Source organism: Clavibacter davisi (assembly GCF_052751415.1).
The window spans coordinates 1,067,223-1,084,900 of the sequence record NZ_CP199882.1; the positions used below are offsets into that span (position 1 = coordinate 1,067,223).

At 72.3% G+C, this 17,678-nt stretch carries 15 protein-coding genes; 8 read left to right on the plus strand and 7 right to left on the minus strand.

Features of this window, described 5'->3' with window-relative positions; translation table 11 throughout:
• Positions 1 to 32: 32 nt before the first annotated feature.
• A complete protein-coding gene (gene rfbD / locus ACU4ZT_RS05135) occupies positions 33 to 887 on the minus strand; it encodes a dTDP-4-dehydrorhamnose reductase (protein ID WP_445338208.1) in 855 nt (284 codons plus the stop codon).
• Positions 884 to 1,873: a dTDP-glucose 4,6-dehydratase gene (gene rfbB / locus ACU4ZT_RS05140; RefSeq protein WP_063071702.1), complete on the minus strand. Its 990-nt coding sequence runs from the start codon at positions 1,871 to 1,873 to the stop codon at positions 884 to 886. Before rfbB ends, rfbD begins: the two co-directional genes overlap by 4 nt.
• 179 nt (positions 1,874 to 2,052) lie before the next feature.
• Between rfbB and ACU4ZT_RS05145 the strand changes: the two genes are divergently transcribed.
• From ACU4ZT_RS05145 to rfbA, 3 genes are read left to right on the plus strand one after another with little or no spacing between them, the layout of a single operon-like run.
• Entirely contained in the window at positions 2,053 to 2,505 is a 453-nt protein-coding gene (locus ACU4ZT_RS05145) for a GtrA family protein (protein WP_063071703.1), read from the plus strand.
• Positions 2,506 to 2,530: 25 nt separating this feature from the next.
• On the plus strand, positions 2,531 to 3,136 hold the full coding sequence (locus ACU4ZT_RS05150; RefSeq protein ID WP_270979127.1) for a dTDP-4-dehydrorhamnose 3,5-epimerase family protein: 606 nt from the start codon (positions 2,531 to 2,533) through the stop codon (positions 3,134 to 3,136).
• 3 nt (positions 3,137 to 3,139) lie between these two features.
• Entirely contained in the window at positions 3,140 to 4,003 is an 864-nt protein-coding gene (rfbA, locus tag ACU4ZT_RS05155; protein WP_063071705.1) for a glucose-1-phosphate thymidylyltransferase RfbA, read from the plus strand.
• Between the two features lie 30 nt (positions 4,004 to 4,033).
• Here the strand turns inward: rfbA and ACU4ZT_RS05160 are convergent, their stop codons facing one another.
• From ACU4ZT_RS05160 to ACU4ZT_RS05170, 3 genes are read right to left on the minus strand one after another with little or no spacing between them, the layout of a single operon-like run.
• The gene (locus ACU4ZT_RS05160; RefSeq protein WP_445338210.1) at positions 4,034 to 5,011 is read right to left on the minus strand and encodes an NAD-dependent epimerase/dehydratase family protein; all 978 of its coding nucleotides are present in this window, start codon (positions 5,009 to 5,011) and stop codon (positions 4,034 to 4,036) included.
• Positions 5,008 to 6,039 (minus strand): glycosyltransferase, encoded by a 1,032-nt coding sequence (locus ACU4ZT_RS05165; protein WP_414748199.1) that lies wholly within the window; start codon positions 6,037 to 6,039, stop codon positions 5,008 to 5,010. The genes ACU4ZT_RS05160 and ACU4ZT_RS05165 overlap by 4 nt, the downstream gene beginning before the upstream one ends.
• Entirely contained in the window at positions 6,036 to 6,890 is an 855-nt protein-coding gene (locus ACU4ZT_RS05170) for a glycosyltransferase family 2 protein (RefSeq protein WP_445338212.1), read from the minus strand. The genes ACU4ZT_RS05165 and ACU4ZT_RS05170 overlap by 4 nt, the downstream gene beginning before the upstream one ends.
• A 265-nt stretch (positions 6,891 to 7,155) precedes the next feature.
• On the opposite strand from ACU4ZT_RS05170, the gene ACU4ZT_RS05175 reads away from it, so the two are divergent.
• On the plus strand, positions 7,156 to 9,354 hold the full coding sequence (locus tag ACU4ZT_RS05175) for a glycosyltransferase family protein (protein WP_445338214.1): 2,199 nt from the start codon (positions 7,156 to 7,158) through the stop codon (positions 9,352 to 9,354).
• A complete protein-coding gene (locus tag ACU4ZT_RS05180) occupies positions 9,351 to 10,325 on the plus strand; it encodes a glycosyltransferase (RefSeq protein WP_445338216.1) in 975 nt (324 codons plus the stop codon). Before ACU4ZT_RS05175 ends, ACU4ZT_RS05180 begins: the two co-directional genes overlap by 4 nt.
• A 10-nt stretch (positions 10,326 to 10,335) precedes the next feature.
• Here the strand turns inward: ACU4ZT_RS05180 and ACU4ZT_RS05185 are convergent, their stop codons facing one another.
• Together ACU4ZT_RS05185 and ACU4ZT_RS05190 are read right to left on the minus strand one after the other, a co-directional pair.
• Positions 10,336 to 11,358 (minus strand): glycosyltransferase family 2 protein, encoded by a 1,023-nt coding sequence (locus ACU4ZT_RS05185; protein ID WP_445338218.1) that lies wholly within the window; start codon positions 11,356 to 11,358, stop codon positions 10,336 to 10,338.
• A gap of 73 nt (positions 11,359 to 11,431) precedes the next feature.
• On the minus strand, positions 11,432 to 13,255 hold the full coding sequence (locus ACU4ZT_RS05190) for a hypothetical protein (protein ID WP_445338220.1): 1,824 nt from the start codon (positions 13,253 to 13,255) through the stop codon (positions 11,432 to 11,434).
• A gap of 223 nt (positions 13,256 to 13,478) precedes the next feature.
• Between ACU4ZT_RS05190 and ACU4ZT_RS05195 the strand changes: the two genes are divergently transcribed.
• The 3 genes from ACU4ZT_RS05195 (at position 13,479) to ACU4ZT_RS05205 (ending at position 17,576) form a co-directional block, all read left to right on the plus strand.
• Positions 13,479 to 14,327: a glycosyltransferase gene (locus tag ACU4ZT_RS05195; RefSeq protein WP_270979134.1), complete on the plus strand. Its 849-nt coding sequence runs from the start codon at positions 13,479 to 13,481 to the stop codon at positions 14,325 to 14,327.
• Positions 14,328 to 14,394: 67 nt separating this feature from the next.
• Positions 14,395 to 15,558 carry a UDP-galactopyranose mutase gene (gene glf / locus ACU4ZT_RS05200; RefSeq protein ID WP_414763149.1) on the plus strand — a complete coding sequence of 388 codons (1,164 nt, stop codon included), beginning with the start codon at positions 14,395 to 14,397 and terminating at the stop codon, positions 15,556 to 15,558.
• Entirely contained in the window at positions 15,558 to 17,576 is a 2,019-nt protein-coding gene (locus ACU4ZT_RS05205; RefSeq protein ID WP_063071715.1) for a glycosyltransferase, read from the plus strand. The genes glf and ACU4ZT_RS05205 overlap by 1 nt, the downstream gene beginning before the upstream one ends.
• Positions 17,577 to 17,678: the final 102 nt, after the last annotated feature.

Here is a 17,678-nt window from a genome sequence, read left to right on the forward strand (position 1 = left end):
GTCCGGGATCGGACCGGACACGAGTGTAGCCGTCAGCCCGCTCGGAGCACGCCGTGGGCGGCGGCGTCGGACAGGGCCTCCCGCCAGTCGCGGAGCGGTGCGAGGCCGATGCGCGCCCACGCGTCGTGCCCGAGCACCGAGTACGCGGGGCGCGGGGCGGGGCGCACGAAGGACGCGCTGTCGGTGGGGAGCACGCGCGCGGGATCGAGGCCCGCCGCCGCGAACACGGCCTGCGCGAGCCCGTGCCAGGTCGTCTCGCCGGACGCGGTCCCGTGGAACACGCCGGCCGGGACCCCCGCGTCGACGAGCTCGACGATGCGGGCCGCCAGGTCGACCGTCCAGGTGGGCTGGCCGCGCTGGTCGTCGACGACCGACACCGTGTCGTGCGATGCGGCGAGACGCAGCATCGTGGACGGGAAGGACGGACCGCCCGCGCCGTACAGCCACGCGGTGCGCACGACGCTCGCGCCCTCCGGGTGGCCGGCGAGCACGAGGCGCTCGCCCTCGGCCTTGGTGCGGCCGTAGGCGGAGACCGGTGCGTGCGGGGCGTCCTCCGGGTAGGGGGTGGTGGCGGATCCGTCGAAGACGTAGTCGGTGGAGACGTGGACGATGCGGGCGCCGGCCTCCGCGGCGGCGCGGGCGAGGATCCCGGCGCCGGTCGCGTTGATCGCCCGCGCGTCCTCCTCGTGCTCCTCGGCGGCGTCGACCGCGGTGTACGCGGCGAGGTTCACGACGACATCGTGCCCGGCGACGGCCGCCCGGACGGCCGCCTCGTCGGTGATGTCGAGGTCGGCGCGCGCGGGTGCCGTCACCTCGTGCGCGGCGAGCGCGGGCAGGAGGTCCTGCCCGAGCATCCCGCGCCCGCCGGTGACGAGGACGCGGCTCACGCGGGCAGCTCCGCGCGCTGCTTCAGCGGCTCCCACCAGGAGCGGTTGTCGCGGTACCACTGCACGACGTCGGCGAGGCCCTGCTCGAACGGCACCTGCGGCGCGTAGCCGAGCTCGCGCTGGATCTTGGAGATGTCGACGGAGTAGCGCAGGTCGTGGCCCTTGCGGTCCTCGACGCGGTCGACGTACGACCAGTCGCGGCCGGTGGCGTCGAGCAGGAGCTGCGTGAGCTCGCGGTTGGTGAGCTCGGTGCCCCCGCCGATGTTGTAGATCTCGCCGGGCGCGCCCTGCACGAGCACGAGCGCGATGCCGCGGCAGTGGTCGTCCACGTGTAGCCAGTCGCGGATGTTGAGGCCCTCGCCGTAGAGCGGCACGTGCACGTCGTCGATGAGGTTCGTGACGAACAGCGGGATGACCTTCTCGGGGAAGTGGTACGGCCCGTAGTTGTTCGAGCAGCGCGTGATGGACACGTTCAGCCCGTGCGTGCGGTGGTACGAGCGGGCGAGCAGGTCGCTGCCGGCCTTCGACGCCGAGTAGGGGGAGTTGGGCTCGAGCGGACGCTCCTCGTCCCACGAGCCCTCCGCGATGGATCCGTACACCTCGTCGGTGGAGACGTGCACGAAGCGCGTGAGGTCGTGCCGGAGCGCGGCGTCGAGGAGCTTCTGCGTGCCGAGGACGTTGGTCTCCACGAAGATGCTCGCGTCGCGCACCGAGCGGTCGACGTGGCTCTCGGCGGCGAAGTGCACGACCGCGTCGACCTGCGGGATCCACTCGTCGAGCACCGCGTCGTCGCGGATGTCTCCGTGCACGAACGTGTAGCGCGGCGAGTCGCTGACGGGGGCCAGGTTCTCGAGGTTGCCGGAGTAGGTGAGGGCGTCGAGCACGACGACGTCGGCTCCCTCCAGCCCGGCGTAGTCGTCGGAGAGCGCGTGGCGCACGAAGTTGGAGCCGATGAATCCGGCGCCGCCGGTCACGAGGATCCTCATGGGGGATACGTCCTTCGGTAGAGGCGCCGGGCGGGCATCCGGCGTCGGGGAGCGGCCGCGGAGATCGAGGGCGGACCGCCCCGAGTGTACCCGCGGGTGCTCTCGGGGCCACGTCCCCGTGCGGGGGAGGCGGCGGGTCGTGCGGCCGATGCTCGGCGGGCAGGCGGGAGGATGCGTGCATGGCCGCCTCCCGCATCCGCGCGCTCCTCCGCGACGAGCGCGTCGCGTTCCTCCTCGTCGGCGGCTTCAACACCGCGTTCGCCTTCCTCCTGTTCGCGGGGCTCGCGGCGACCGCCGGCCGTGCCCTCGACGACGCCGGCCACCCCGTCCTCGGATCCCTCGTGCCGCTCGGCGGCAGCTACGCCGTGGCCGTTCTCGTGGCCTTCGTGCTGTACCGGCACCTGGTGTTCCGCGTGCGCGGACACGTGCTGCGGGACCTCGCGCGCTTCGTCTCCGTGTACGCGGTGTCCATCACGCTGAACGCGGTGTCGCTGCCGCTGCTCGTTGCGGCCGGCGTGCCGCGCCTGGTCGCGCAGGCGCTCATCGTGGTGGCGATCACGCTCATCAGCTACGCCGGGCACCGCTGGTTCTCCTTCCGCCGTCCGCGGGGCGAGGGCGGCCCCGGCCGCTGACCGCCCCGTTGCTAGACTCGGAGGCGTGCAGATCCGAGAGCTCGCCGTGCCCGACGGCTACGAGATCACCCCCGTCCAGCGCACCGACGACCGGGGTGTGTTCCTCGAGTGGTACCGGTTCGACGAGCTCGAGCGGGCGGTCGGCCACCCCCTCGATCTCCGCCAGGCCAACATGAGCGTCTCTAAGCGGGGCGTCGTGCGCGGCATCCACTTCGCCGACGTGCCCCGCGGGCAGGCCAAGTACGTGAAGGCCGTCTCGGGCGCCGTGCTCGACTTCATCGTGGACATCCGCGTCGGATCCCCGACGTTCGGGCAGTGGGACAGCGTGCGCCTCGACACGGAGACCCACAAGGCCGTCTACCTCTCCGAGGGCCTCGGGCACTGCTTCGTCGCCCTCACCGACGACGCCGCCGTCACCTACCTCGTGAGCGACGTCTACACCCCCTCGGCGGAGCACGGGATCGACCCGCTCGACCCCGAGATCGGCCTCGTCTTCCCCGAGGAGGCCGGCGAGCCGCTGCTCTCCCCGAAGGACACCGACGCCCCCACGCTCGCCGAGGCGGCGGCCGCCGGACTCCTCCCCACCTGGTCGGACATGCGCGCCTTCCACGACTCGCAGAAGGTGAGCTGACCCATGAAGGGCATCATCCTCGCCGGCGGCTCCGGCAGCCGGCTCTGGCCGATCACGAAGGGCATCAGCAAGCAGCTGATGCCCATCTACGACAAGCCGATGATCTACTACCCCCTGTCGACGCTGATGATGGCCGACATCCGCGAGGTGCTCATCATCACGACGCCCGAGTACAACGACCAGTTCCGGGCCCTGCTCGGCGACGGATCGCACCTCGGCATGCGCATCGAGTACGCCGTGCAGCCCTCGCCGGACGGCCTCGCGCAGGCGTTCGTCATCGGCGAGGAGTTCATCGGCGACGACTCCGTGGCGCTCGTCCTCGGCGACAACATCTTCCACGGGGCCGGCCTCGGCACGAGCCTGCGGAAGAACACCGAGATCGACGGCGCGCTGATCTTCGCGTACCACGTGGCGGATCCGACGGCGTACGGGGTCGTCGAGTTCGACGACGACTTCACGGCCCTCTCCATCGAGGAGAAGCCGACGGCCCCCAAGAGCGCGTACGCCGTGCCCGGCCTCTACTTTTTCGACAACGACGTGGTCGAGATCGCCAAGGGCATCCAGCCGAGCGAGCGCGGCGAGCTCGAGATCACGGCCGTCAACGACCACTACCTGCAGGCCGGCCGCCTCCGCGTGCAGGTGCTGGACCGCGGGACCGCGTGGCTCGACACCGGCACGTTCGAGAGCATGATGCAGGCCTCGGAGTACGTGAAGGTCATCGAGGACCGCCAGGGCTTCAAGATCGGCTGCATCGAGGAGATCGCGTACCGCGCCGGCTGGATCGACCGGGACGCCCTCGAGGAGCTCGCGCGGCCGCTCATCAAGAGCGGGTACGGGCGCTACCTCGTCACCCTGCTCGAGGCGTAGCCGCACGCCGGCCGGGCGCGCCGTCCCGCGTCACCGCGGGGTGAGCTCGCCGGACTGCATGCCCGAGATGAGCGCCTGCGCCGTGATGTTGATCCCGGCGGGCAGCGGCATCGTGTCGCGCTCGTCGAGGTCCGGCCAGACCACGCTCTGGAGGCGCAGGTCCACGGCCTGGTAGCCCGCGAGAGGCGACAGCCCGAGCATCACGTGCGGGCGCGCCTTGCCGAGCGCCGTGAAGTGGCCGAGGAGCGCGCTGATGGTGACGGGCTGCCCGGACGCCATGATCTTCACGACGTGCGTGTCCGCGGGCAGCGACAGCAGGCGCGCGGTGGCGTCGCGGACGAGCCCCGCGCAGTCGTCGGCGTAGAGGTAGTCGCGCACCGTCTCGAGCGGCACGTAGATGGACGCGGGCGTGGGGGAGAGGTTCGCGCGCGCGAGCTGCGTGATGAGCCCCTGCGGCTTGCCGACGGCCTGGCGCGGACCATAGAGGTTCGCGATGCGGCCGACGAGCGTGCGGACCCCGGAACGCTCGCCGAACGCGCGCACGAGGCCCTCGGCCCGGAGCTTCGCCTTGCCGTAGGGCGCGAGCGGGCGCGGCTCGGAGGCCTCCGTGAAGGGCGGGCGCGCGGCGCCCGCGTAGACGCCGCCCGCGGACGACGAGTAGAACAGGGCGCCGCCCGGGGCGGGCGCGGCCGAGGCGGCGACGGCGATCTCGTCGAGCACCGCGTGGAGCTGCGCGAGCTCGTGCTCCAGCTGCGCGCGCGTGCTGCCCGTGACGGCCGCGCCGGCGCACCACATCACGGCCCAGCGCCCGGCGGCGCGCCCCGCCTCGAGGAGCCGTGCGGCGCCGGTGCGCGCCGCGCGGCGCATCACGGCCTCGTCCGCGGTCGCCCAGGGGAGCGGATCCGCGGCGACGGGCGCCCAGCGGGGGTCCGCCGTCAGCGCGTCGACCAGCGACGCGCCGAGGAGGCCCCGCGCGCCGATGATCCAGACCGGGACAGGCGCGGTCACACGTGTCCGCGCGCCGGCCGGCCGTGCGGCCCGTCCAGCGGGTCGCGCACGATGAGGTACGCGGGACGGCCCTGCGCCATGCCCACGGCGACGCCGACGTACTCCGCGATGATCCCGAGCGAGAACAGGATGATGCCGCTCGACGCGAGGATCGTGACGATCGTCGACGCCCAGCCCGCCGGGACCGAGTAGTCGGTGAGGCGGCTGACGACGATGACGATGACGAAGATCAGCGCCACCACCAGGAACAGCGCCCCGAGCACGCTCACGGCGCGGAGGCCCCGGGTGCCGCTGGAGAGCACCATGCGCCAGAAGTGCGAGAACAGGCGGCGCGGCGAGTAGCCGGACTGGCGCTCGCCCTCGTCCCGCAGCGTGATGGGGCAGGTGGAGACGCGGTTCGCGACCCAGCCGAGCGCGATGTCGAGGTACACGCCCGAGCCCGCGTAGGCCGCGACGCTGCGGCCGACCGAGCCGAGCATCAGACGGTAGCTCTGGAACTGCTCCGCGTCCTGGTCGGACGACATGGCGTTGAGGACGACCTTCGCGCCGCGGGAGGCGACGTTGCGCAGGAGGCCGTGCGACGGCGTGTTCGTGGGCTTCGCGTAGACGACCGAGGCGAGCTCGCGCATGGCGACGTCGAGCATGTCGGGGATGAAGCCCGGGTCGTGCTGCCCGTCCTCGTCGAGGGTGACGATCCAGTCGCCCCCGGAGGAGGCCATGCCCGCGAGGGTCGCGGCGTGCTGCCCGAAGTTGCGGCTCAGCCAGATGGGCCGCACGAAGGGGTGCAGGCGCTTGAGGTCGCGGATGACGCGGGGGGACCCGTCGCGCCCGTTGTCGAAGACGAGCAGCACCTCGGTGACCGCGTAGCTGTGGCCCTCGCGGGTGATCTGCGGCACCGTGAACGGCTGGATCTCCGCGAGCAGCGCCTCGAGCGTCAGCTCGCCCTGGTACACGGGGATGACGACCGAGATGGAGTGGTCGGGCGGCAACGCGGCCCGGGCGGCATCCGCGGGCGGGACGGCGCTCACGCGGCGTCCCGGGCCGACCGCGACATGCGCCGGCCGAGGTAGAGGTACACGAGGCGGCGGGACAGCGCCTTCGCGCGGGCCATCAGGTCGCCGAGCCGGACGTCGGCCCGGGACACGACGTGCGGGTGCTCCTCGAGCACCCAGTGGTGGAAGCCCGCGGCCGCGCTCGCCTGCTCGCCCGCGAGGCGCACGCTCCACTGGGAGTCGGAGATGCGGAAGCCGGCGAGGGCCTTCGGGCCCACCGACGCGAAGTCGCCGCGCAGCAGGACCTTGGCGTACGTGGTCTCGTCGATGAGGTAGGGCCAGCGGGAGTCCCACCAGCCCACGGCCTCGAGGTCCGCCCGGCGCATGAGCACGCAGCCGGGCTCGCCGAAGATGTTGGTGCCCGAGCGGATCGTGCGCCGGACGGCCTGGGCGCCGGACATCGCGAGGCGCGCTCCGGCGACGCCGTGGTCGCGCACGATCGGCCGGCTGTCCGCGTCCACGATGTCGCGCGGGGAGGCCACGAGCACGACCGACGGGGAGGCGTCGAGCTCCGCCACCTGGCGCTCGAGGATGGTGGGGTAGAGCAGGTCGTCGCCGCAGACGAGCTTGACGAGCTCGCCGCGCGCCTCCTGGCTCACGCGGTTCCAGTTGCGGAGGGGCCCGCCGCCCGCCTCGGTGCGCAGGAGGCGCACACGCGGGTCGTCGGCGTAGCGCTGCATCACGTCCCAGGTCCCGTCGGTGGAGGAGTGGTCCGCGATCACGACCTCGAAGTCGTCGTACGTCTGCGCCAGCACGGAGTCGACCGTCTCCTGGAGGTAGTCGGCGTTGTTGTAGGCGGGGATGACGATCGAGACGCGTGGGGCCACGGGGCTCTCCTTCGGCGATGCAGGAGGGGACGCGCTCGGGTCGCTGCCCACCGAGCACGTCGACGTGCGACGGGGACCGTGGGCGACCGCGGAGCGCGTGCGGACGGGGGCCATCCTCTCACGGCGCCCGCGCGCGATCGGGGAGGCGGTCGCCCGCAGCGGGTCCGTCCTCACGAGCCGCCGGGGAGCCAGGCATTAGGGTGAGTCGCGCCCTACCGGCCCCGCCGGTCCCGGGCCGCACACGACGAACGGACACCTCCTCAACATGCGCAGCAAGCTCCTGTGGCCGACGGCCGCCGTCGCCGCCACGGTGGCGGGCGCGATCATCCCGATGCTCTTCTTCCGCCGGTACTACTTCGTGAACGACACGGAGGCGGGGGCGTTCGGGCAGTGGTGGGAGATCGGCGACCGGCTCATGTCGGGGAACTGGTCGCTGCTCAACCCGACCGTCTGGCAGTCCGGCAACTACCAGGCCGAGGGCGCCTGGGGCATCTACAGCCCGTTCATCTGGCTGATCGGCCTCGGCTCGCACGTGCTGTTCGACGCCGCCCTGTACTCCACCATCGTGAAGCTCGCGTGCCTGGCGATCGGATCGGCCGGCTTCTTCGTCCTCGCCCGCAGCTACGGCATCCCCCGCGCCTGGTCCGCGGTCGTCGCCACGGCCGCGCCCCTGGCCGGCTTCACCCTCTTCTACGACGCACCGTCCTGGGTGAACGGCCTCATGGCCTGGTGCTGGTGGCCCCTCGCGGTGGGCCTCACCCGGCGGAGCGTCCTCCTCAACCGCACGCCGTACGGCGGGATCGCGGCCTCCCTGCTGCTCATCGGCATCGGGTACGTCTCCACGACCCTCATGCTCGCGGCGGCCCTCGCGGCCATCCTCCTCGAGGCCGTGCTGCGACGCGACCGGGGCGCGATCTGGCGGGCGCTCGCCGCGTCGACGGTCGCCGGCCTCTTCACGATCGTCGTCCACCTCCCCGGCCTGCTCACCGCGTCGGTGTCCGGCCGCGACGAGGGCGTGGTGAACACGGGCTTCCTCGGCGTCGACCTCAGCGACCTCGCCATCTCGGCCATCCCGACGGGCGGGCCGTTCATGGAGACGTACGGGAGCCAGTTCCCCGGCTCCCCGCTCACCTACATCTCCTGGCTCCTCCCGCTGGTGGTGCTCATCCGGCCCCGCGAGCTCGGCCGCCTCCTGCGCTCCCGTCCGAGCCTCGTCGTGATCGCCGTGGTGGCCCTCGTCGCCGTGAGCGCGCCGTCCCAGATCGGCCCGCTGCGCTTCCCCGTCCGGGTCCTCCCGTTCGTGGCCGGCTCCGTCCTGCTGATCCTGGCGCTCGGCCTGTCGCGCGCACGACGAACCGTCGTCACGCGGCGGCACCTCGCGGTGGCCCTGCTCATCGTCGTCGCGACCGGCGCGCTCATGGGCCTGCAGGCGCCCCGTGAGTGGCGCGCCATCGTCGTCGGCATGCTCGTGTCGGCCGTCCTCGTCGGGGTGGCGATGGGAGTCGCGGGAGCGGACCTCGGCCGGGTGTCCGCCCTGCCGCTCCTCCGGCGCGTCGTGCGCACCCGCGACGCCGGCGGGGTGACCCGCGGGCTCGCGATGATGGCCGTCGCGGGGACCCTCGTCGCGCTCGTCCCGCAGCACGCCTTCTCGCCGGCCTCGCCGCTCACCAGCTACTGGCTGCCCTCCGACGTCGTCGAGTACTCGACCCAGCTGCCCGACTCGCGTGGCGACGTCCTCGTGGTCGGCTGGTCGGACGACGACTTCTACGACGAGTCGCTGGCCGGCAACTCCTGGTACATCACCGGCAAGCCGGTGCAGAACGCCTACTCGTCCGTCTACTACCCGGGCTACTCCAAGGCCGTCTGCATGCAGTACAACGGCTTCACCTGCGGCCAGCTCTACGAGCAGCTCTTCCAGCCGGTGCAGCGCTCGGAGACGGGGACCGACCTCGTCGACCTGCTGGGCGTCAGCACGGTGCAGATCGTCAAGATCCAGCGCGGCCTCGACTCCTCGCGCGCCGTGCCGTCCGCGGACTGGACGGTCGTGCCCGAGGGGTGGCACGTCGTCCAGGACACCCCGCACACGCGCACGATCGTGCGCGACCAGCCCGTCGCCGGCGCCGGCGGCATCGCGTGGACCTCCGCGGGCACGTCGGCCACCGTCCTCCACCAGGATCCGATGGGCACCACCTTCCGGATCGACTCCGTGCCGGCGGACGGCGGGCGCGTCGCCCTGTCCCTCATCCCCTGGCCGGGCTACCAGGTCGACGGCGGCACGCTCTCCGCGGATCCCGTCGACGACATGCTCCTCGGCGTGGACGTGACGGCGGCGGACGAGGGCCGCACCGTCACGGTCTCCTTCTGGAGCCCCGGGTGGCAGGTCCAGCTGGGCTCGGGGATCCTCATGCTCGTCCTCATCGTCGTCTGGGCGCTCCTGCGCCGGCGGGCGCGGAAGCGCGCGTGAGCGGGGGAGCGGGCGTGCACGCGAGGGCGCGCGTCGTCGCGGTAGTCGTGGCCTGGAACCGGCGCGACCTCGTGGTCGAGACCCTGGCGGCGCTCGCCGCGCAGACCGCGCGGCTGCACGAGGTGGTCGTCATCGACAACGCCTCGACGGACGGCTCGGCCGACGTCATCCGTGAGCGCTTCCCGGACGTGGCCCTCACGACGCTGCCGACGAACACCGGCGGGGCGGGCGGCTTCACGGCCGGCATCGAGCGCGCGCTCACGGCGCACGACGCCGAGCTCGTCTGGCTGATGGACGACGACACCGTGCCGGATCCCACCGCGCTCGAGGAGCTGCTCCGCGCCCGCGCCGCCGCCCCGCGCGGCACCGTCGTGCTCGCGTCCGCGGTGCGCTGGACGGACGGGCGCCCGCATCCCATGAACACGCCGCGCACGAGGCCGTCGGCGAGCCGCCGGAGCATCGCGCGTGCCGCCGAGCACGGCTGCACGCCCGTCCGCACGGCGTCGTTCGTGTCGATGATGATCGAGGCCGACGCCATCCGCGCGCACGGGCTGCCGATGGCCGACTACTTCCTCTGGAACGACGACTTCGAGTACTCGTCCCGGCTGCTCCGTCGGGGGCGCGGGTACCTGGTGCATGGCAGCACGGTCGAGCACCGCACGCGCACGTTCGGGTCGACCGACGTGGATCCCGGTGCCCGGTTCGTGTTCGAGGTCCGCAACAAGATCTGGATGCTGCTGCGCTCCCGAGCGCTGTCGCCCGCCGAGCGGGTCCTCTACGCCGGGGCCGCCCTCGTCAGCTGGACCCGCACGATCGCCCGCTCCGGCGACCGCGGGCTGCTCCTGCGCGGCCTGGTCGACGGCGTCCGCCAGGGGCTCGCCCGCCCTCCTCGACCCGCGCACGAGGTGCTCGACGGCCTCGGCGAGATCACCGCCGGCATCCGACGCCTCGAGGGATCCGCCGGCCGCTGACGCCGCCGGTTCAGTCGCGGCGGTAGGGCACCTCGGAGGAGGCCGTCCGCACCGTGCCGTCGGCGGGATCGGCGGGGCGGCCGACGTGCGACGCGACGAGGTAGAGCGGCCGGTTCTGCACCTCGGCGTACACCCGCCCGAGGTAGCTCCCCAGCACGCTGAGCATGATGATCTGCACGCCGCCCACGAAGAGGATGGCGATCACGGTGAACGTCCACCCGGGGACGACGCTCGACGGGTCGATGGCGCGGCTCACCAGGACGTACACGACGGCCAGCGCGCTGAGCGCCGACACGACGAGGCCCACGAGCTGGATGAGCTTCAGCGGGAACGTCGAGAAGCCGAGGATCCCGTCCGCGGCGAACTTGATCATCTTCCGCAGCGGGTAGCCGGTGACGCCCGCGTGGCGCTCGTCGCGGTCGAACTGCACGCTCGTCTGCCGGAAGCCGACGTAGGACACCATGCCGCGGAGGAAGCGGTTCCGCTCCGGGAAACGCTTGACGGCGTCGATGACCTTCCGGTCGATGAGCCGGAAGTCCCCGGTGTCGCGGGGGATGTCGATCTCGGCGACGAGCGCGAGCGTGCGGTAGAACGCGCCCGCGGTGGCCTTCTTGAAGAGCGAGTCCTTGCGCGTGCGCCGCTGCGCGTAGACGACGTTGTAGCCCTCCTGCCAGCGGCGGATGAGCTCGACGGCGACGCGCGGGGGATCCTGCAGGTCGGTGTCCATGATGACCGCCGCGTCGCCCGAGGCGTGATCGAGGCCGGCGGTGACCGCGATCTGGTGCCCGAAGTTGCGGGAGAAGTCGATGACCTGCACGCGGTCGTCCGCGGCGGCCAGCGCGTGGAGGCGCTCGAGGGACCCGTCGGCCGACCCGTCGTTCACGTAGATGAACTCGAAGCGCATGCCGAGCTGCGCCGCGTCCAGCTCCTCGTGGAGCGTCCGCGTGAACACGTCGATGCTCGCCTCCTCGTTGAAGGTGGGGAGGATGAAGCTCACGAGCGGCGCGGGCGTCTGGTGCTGGTCTGCTGTCACGTGCGGGAGTCCCTCGTCGGAAGCGTGTCGTGGTGGGCGGCAGGGCGTCGCAGGGCGTCGCCGGGTGCGCGGCTCAGCCTATGTCGATGCGGTAGAGCACGGCCGCCGCGCCGGTCGACGGGTCGTAGACCTCCCGTGCCACCTCCACGAGCCCGGGGACCTCCGCGGGGTCCACCCCGTCGGTGCACTCCGAGAGGGCGAGGTACCAGCGGATGCCCGCGGCCTCGGTGGCCTGCGGGTCGACGCGACCGGCGGTCAGCGCCTCCCGCGCGGCGTCCACCGCGCCCTTGTCCTGGGGCCAGGCCATCCCGAGGTTGTAGTGCGCGACGGATCGGCCGGAGTCGATCTTCACGATCTGGGGATCGAGGCACGGGCCGGAAACGACGGCTCCCTCCGTGACGTCGGCGGTCACGTCCCGGATGGCCCGGTCCGCGGGCTCCTGGAACGTGATCTGCCCGGTGCCGCGCCCGGCGATGAAGAAGCGCGCCCAGTCCACGGCGCTCGCGGCGCCGACGGCCACGATCACGACGGCGGCCGCCGCGACGACGGCGCGGGTACGACGCGGGGCGGGGCGGTCGGCGCCGTCCTCGGGGACCGGGCGGAGCGTCCGCACCGCGACGTCGAGCAGCACGGGGACGATGGTCACGGCGATGAGCAGGAACGAGTCGATCCAGAGCCGGTAGGGCTCCTGGTTCGCGCGCCACAGGTCGTTGGTCGAGGTCATGGCCCAGGCGAGCATCGCGCCGGACGCGTAGGCGATCCAGATGGTGCGCCGGGCGCGGATGCCCGCGACGAGGATCACGATGAGCGGCAGGAGGAGCGCGGCGCCCGCCAGGGGACCGAGCGGCAGGGCCACCCCCAGGTCCTTGCTCGACGCGACCCGGTAGGAGAGGAACGGGTCTCCCGCCGCCGACGCGAGCACGGTCGTCACGATCTGCGGCATCGTCGCGAGGAGCGCTGCGCCCATGGGCACGAGCGCGAGTCCCCGGGTGCGTCCGATGGTCGCGAGGAGCCCCGGGACGGTGGGGACCAGGCCGACGACGAAGGCGGGGAGGGGCCCGACGGTCCCCGCGACGACGACCGCGAGGGCGAGGGAGACCGGCACGAGCACCGCGGACAGCACGAGGAGGCGCCGTCGAGGGCGCTCGAGCACGGCGTACGCGGCGACCACGTAGAAGGAGAGGAAGACGGTCGCGAGGAACGCGTAGACGTGCACGTTGAGCAGGCCGCCGACCACGACGCCCACCAGCACGAGCGTGACGAAGCGCGAGCGGCGGGACGACCCGCGGAGCGTGGGCACCAGGGCGGCGAGGAACGCGATGCCGGCGACGGAGAGCGCGGCGGCCTCGCCGTTCAGCGTGAACAGCACCCCGAACGGCCCCCAGAGGACGGCGTGCGAGCTCATCTGCCAGAACCACGCGCCCGGGCCCGAGGTCCAGGCGAACGTCCCGAGCATGAGCGGCGCGAAGCCGAGGACGCCGGTCCACGCGCGGCCCGAGACCCGGATGCAGGCGATGGCGATGGCCGCCACGAGGCCCGCCTGGATGAGGGTGCCGACGACGTTCCAGGCCGTGACCGGCCCGATCCCCGTGAGGTGGCCGACGGCGCCGAGCACGAGGTAGTAGAGGTGCGGGTACGTGTTGCGGCCGGACTCGGTGAACGGCTCGACCGAGGCGAAGTCCCCGCGCGCGAAGTTGACCACCATCGACAGGTAGGAGAGCTGGTCGTACACGAAGTAGTCGCGGAACGACGTCAGCACGCTGGGTGCGCGGTGCACGAGCATCCCGACCTGGGTCACGAGGAAGAGGAGGACGGCGGCCGCGACGGACAGCGCGGACGTCAGGCGCCGGGGCGTGTCCTGCCGCGTGCTCCGGGTGGGGGATTCGAGTGAGGGCACGGGGGTCGATGCTACCAGCCGGGTAGGCGACGGCCCGGGGGCGGACGGGCGCGGACGGGCCGGGACGGCCGGCCGGAGCGGTGGGCTCCTCCCCGGCTCCCCGCGCGCCACGATGGCTGCGGCCCGCCCCCGGGTAGACTCGGCGGCTCGACGCCCGAGCCCGTCTCGGCTGCGTCCGGCCACCGTCACACGCGACGCTGCGCACGCAGCAGGAGGGACGCGCATGCCCGCCGAGCCCTTCTCCCTCCTCCTCCCCGTGTACCGGGGCGACCGCCCCGAGTTCCTCCGCCGGGCGTTCCGCAGCAGCGTCGACGACCAGACGCTCCGACCGGACGAGGTCGTCGTCGTCCGCGACGGCCCGGTGTCCGCGGAGCTCGCCCACGCCATGGCGGAGCTCGCGGACGCGTCGCCCGTCCCGGTGGTCACGGTCGGGCTCGAGCGCAACATGGGCCTCGCCCACGCGCTGGAGCGCGGCCTCGACGCGTGCGCGCACGACGTCGTCGCGCGCATGGACGCCGACGACATCAGCCTCCCCGAGCGCTTCGCCCGCCAGCTCGCGCTCATCTCGGGCGGCCTCGACCTCGTGGGCACCGGCATGTACGAGTTCGCGGACGAGGTCGGGACCATCGGCGGCCGCCGCACCCCGCCCGTCGGCGCCGACGCCATCTCCCGGTACGCCCGCTTCCACGACCCGTTCAACCACCCCACCGTGGTCTACCGCCGCGCGGCCGTGCGGCGCGCCGGCGGGTACCTCCCGCTCGGCCTCATGGAGGACTACTACCTCTTCGCCCGCATGATCCAGTCGGGCGCCCGGGTGGACAACCTCCCCGACCCGCTCGTGATGTACCGCGTGAGCGCGGGCGCCTACGCCCGGCGCGGCGGCGTCGCCCAGCTGCGCGCGGAGCTGCGGCTCCAGCGCGAGTTCCGCCGCCGCCGGTTCACGTCGCCCGCGCAGGCGGCGCGCAACGTGCTCGTCCGCGGCAGCTACCGCCTCATCCCCGAGGCCGTGCGCCGGGGCCTGTACCGCCGCCTGATCACGCGCGACCGGACGGTCCCCCAGGCCCGCGCCTGATCCCCCGTTACCCTTGACCAGTCCCGTCGAGCGCCCGTCGGGCGCCACCCCAGCAAAGGAATGTGCCATGAGCCCTGATCTCGTAGTGGTCGGGTCCGGTTTCTTCGGACTCACGATCGCGGAGCGCGTCGCCGAGGAGCTGGGCCTCAAGGTCCTCGTCATCGACCGCCGCGACCACATCGGCGGCAACGCGTACAGCGAGATGGACCCGGAGACGGGCATCGAGGTGCACCGCTACGGCGCGCACCTGTTCCACACCTCGAACGAGACGGTGTGGGAGTACGTCAACCGCTTCACGGACTTCACGCCCTACGTGCACCGCGTCTACACGGAGCACGAGGGCGAGGTCTTCCCGTTGCCGATCAACCTCGGCACCATCAACCAGTTCTTCCGCTCGGCGCACGGCCCCGCCGCCGCGCGCGAGCTCATCGCCGAGCAGGCCTCCGAGCTCGACGCCGGCGAGGCGAGGAACCTCGAGGAGAAGGGCATCTCCCTCATCGGGCGCCCGCTCTACGAGGCCTTCATCCGCGACTACACGGCCAAGCAGTGGCAGACGGATCCCACGGACCTGCCCGCCGAGGTCATCAGCCGCCTCCCCGTGCGCTACACGTACGACAACCGCTACTTCAACGACACGCACGAGGGCCTGCCCGTGCAGGGCTACACGGCCTGGCTCGAGCGCATGGCCGACCACCCGAACATCGAGGTGCGCCTCGAGACCGACTTCTTCGACGAGACCCAGGACGTCAACCGGGCGTCGGTCGTCGGCACGGTGCCCGTCGTCTACACGGGTGCCATCGACCGCTACTTCGACTACTCGGAGGGCGCGCTGTCGTGGCGCACGCTCGACTTCGAGCGCGAGGTGCTCCCGGTCGGCGACTTCCAGGGCACGCCCGTCATGAACTACGCCGACTCCGACGTGCCGTTCACGCGCATCCACGAGTTCCGCCACTTCCACCCCGAGCGCGACGCGCCCGCGGACAAGACGGTCATCATGCGCGAGTACTCGCGCTTCGCCGAGGGCGACGACGAGCCGTATTACCCGGTCAACACCGCGGCCGACCGCGAGGGCCTCCTCAAGTACCGCGAGCTCGCGAAGCAGGAGGAGGGCGTCTTCTTCGGCGGCCGCCTCGGCACGTACCAGTACCTCGACATGCACATGGCCATCGGCGCGGCGCTCTCGATGTACGAGAACAAGCTGAAGCCCGTCCTCGCGAAGGACGCCTCCTGATGGCCGCCGCGGACCAGGGCGCCCCCGTGCAGCTCGACCTCATCCAGCGCGTCATCCTGCCCTCCGACCACGACCCGGACATCCTCCCGCTCTACGTGGACGCCGACTACTGGACGAGCATCCCCGTGACGCCGCAGAAGCGCCGCCGCTCGCCGCTGCGCGTGGTCGACTCGGACGCGGACAAGGCCGTCGTCCGCCTCAGCGACATGGGCATCACCAGCGCCATCACGGGCGACCGCGGCTTCCGGGTCCCGCACCGCCGCAAGGTCTCGTTCGGCACCTACTTCAACGCGTTCCCCGCGTCCTACTGGCGCTCCAGCACCAGCCTCGACGGCGTCGTGCTCGAGGTCGAGACGACCGGCAGCGGACAGGTCATCGTGTACCGCTCCAACGCGCGGGGCGTCATCCAGAAGGTCGACGGCGCGTCGGTGTCGGGTCCCACGACCTCGCGCTTCGAGCTGCCGTTCACCTACTTCGCCGACGGCGGCTGGTACTGGTTCGACCTGATGGGCGAGGAGGCCGACTTCGCGCTCGTCGAGGCGGGCTGGTACGCCCCCGAGGGCACCGTCCCCACGACGGGCGCCGCGGGATCGGTGAGCATCGCGATCACGACGCTCAACCGCGCCGAGTACTGCGTGAAGCTCCTCACGGACATCGGCGAGAAGCCCGACGTCGCGGCGCTCCTGGACCACGTCTACGTCACGGACCAGGGCACGCAGAAGGTCGCCGACCAGCCCGCGTTCCCGCGTGCGCAGGAGCTCCTCGGCGAGAAGCTCCGCGTGATCGACCAGGCCAACCTCGGCGGATCCGGCGGCTTCTCCCGCGGCATGTACGAGACGCTGAAGGAGGGCGCGAGCGACTACGTCCTCGTCATGGACGACGACATCACGCTCGAGCCGGAGAGCATCCGCCGCGCCGTGAAGTTCGCCGACTACGCGCGCACGCCCACGATCGTCGGCGGCCACATGTTCGACATGTACGACAAGAGCAAGCTCCACGCGTACGCCGAGGGCTTCGACATGTGGAACTTCATGTGGGGCCCCGTCACGCCCACGCGCCACGACTTCAGCGCGTCGAACCTCCGCCAGACGCGGTGGATGCACCGCCGGGTCGACGCCGAGTACAACGGCTGGTGGATGTGCCTCATCCCCGTCTCCACGATCAAGCAGGTGGGCCTGTCGCTCCCCGTCTTCATCAAGTGGGACGACGCGGAGTACGCGCTCCGCGCCAAGGAGGTCGGCGTGCCGACCGTCACGCTGCCGGGCGCGGCCGTGTGGCACGTCTCCTGGGTGGACAAGGACGACTCGCAGGACTGGCAGGCGTTCTTCCACGCGCGCAATCGGCTCATCGCCGCCCTGCTGCACTCGCCGTACGAGCGCGGCGGCCGGTTCCTCACGGCGAACCTCGCCACCGACGTGCGTCACCTGGTGTCGATGCAGTACTTCGCGCTCGCGGCGCGCCACGAGGCGTACCGGAACATCCTGCGCGGGCCCCGCGGCCTGCACCAGGACATGGTCACGCGCCTCGCCCGCACCAGGGAGCTCGCGAAGGGCTTCAGCGACGGGATGCCGATCAAGGACCGCGCCGCGCTGCCGGACATCGTGGCTCCCGACAAGCCGCACGGCCGCGTCAGCGGCACCGCGCCGGCGGGCATCATCCGCCTGGCCTGGCTGGCGCGCACGGTCGCCCGCCACGCGTTCTCGCCGCTGAGCGCGTCCGCGAGCCGGGGACCGGAGGCGCACCTCTCGTTCGAGGACGCGCGGTGGTGGGTCGTGCCCTCCTTCGACAGCGTGCTCGTGTCCAACGCGGAGGGCTCCGCCGCCCTGCTCCACCGTCGGGATCCCGCGCTGTTCCGGCGCATGCTGTGGACGAGCCTCGTGCTCCGCTGGCGCATCCTCGCCCGCTGGCCGCAGCTCAAGGCGGCGTACCGCGCGGCTCTGCCCACCATCACCAGCCCGGAATCGTGGGCGCGCACCTTCGGCGTCGACCAGCCGGAGAGCGGGCGCGGGCAGCGCTAGCCGGTCCGCACGCGCGGGCGGCGGGGTGTCCACTGAGGGCAGCCCGCCCCCTCCGCGCTCGGACGGGGTTCCCCCGTGTGTGAGAATCGCATCTCACGCAGT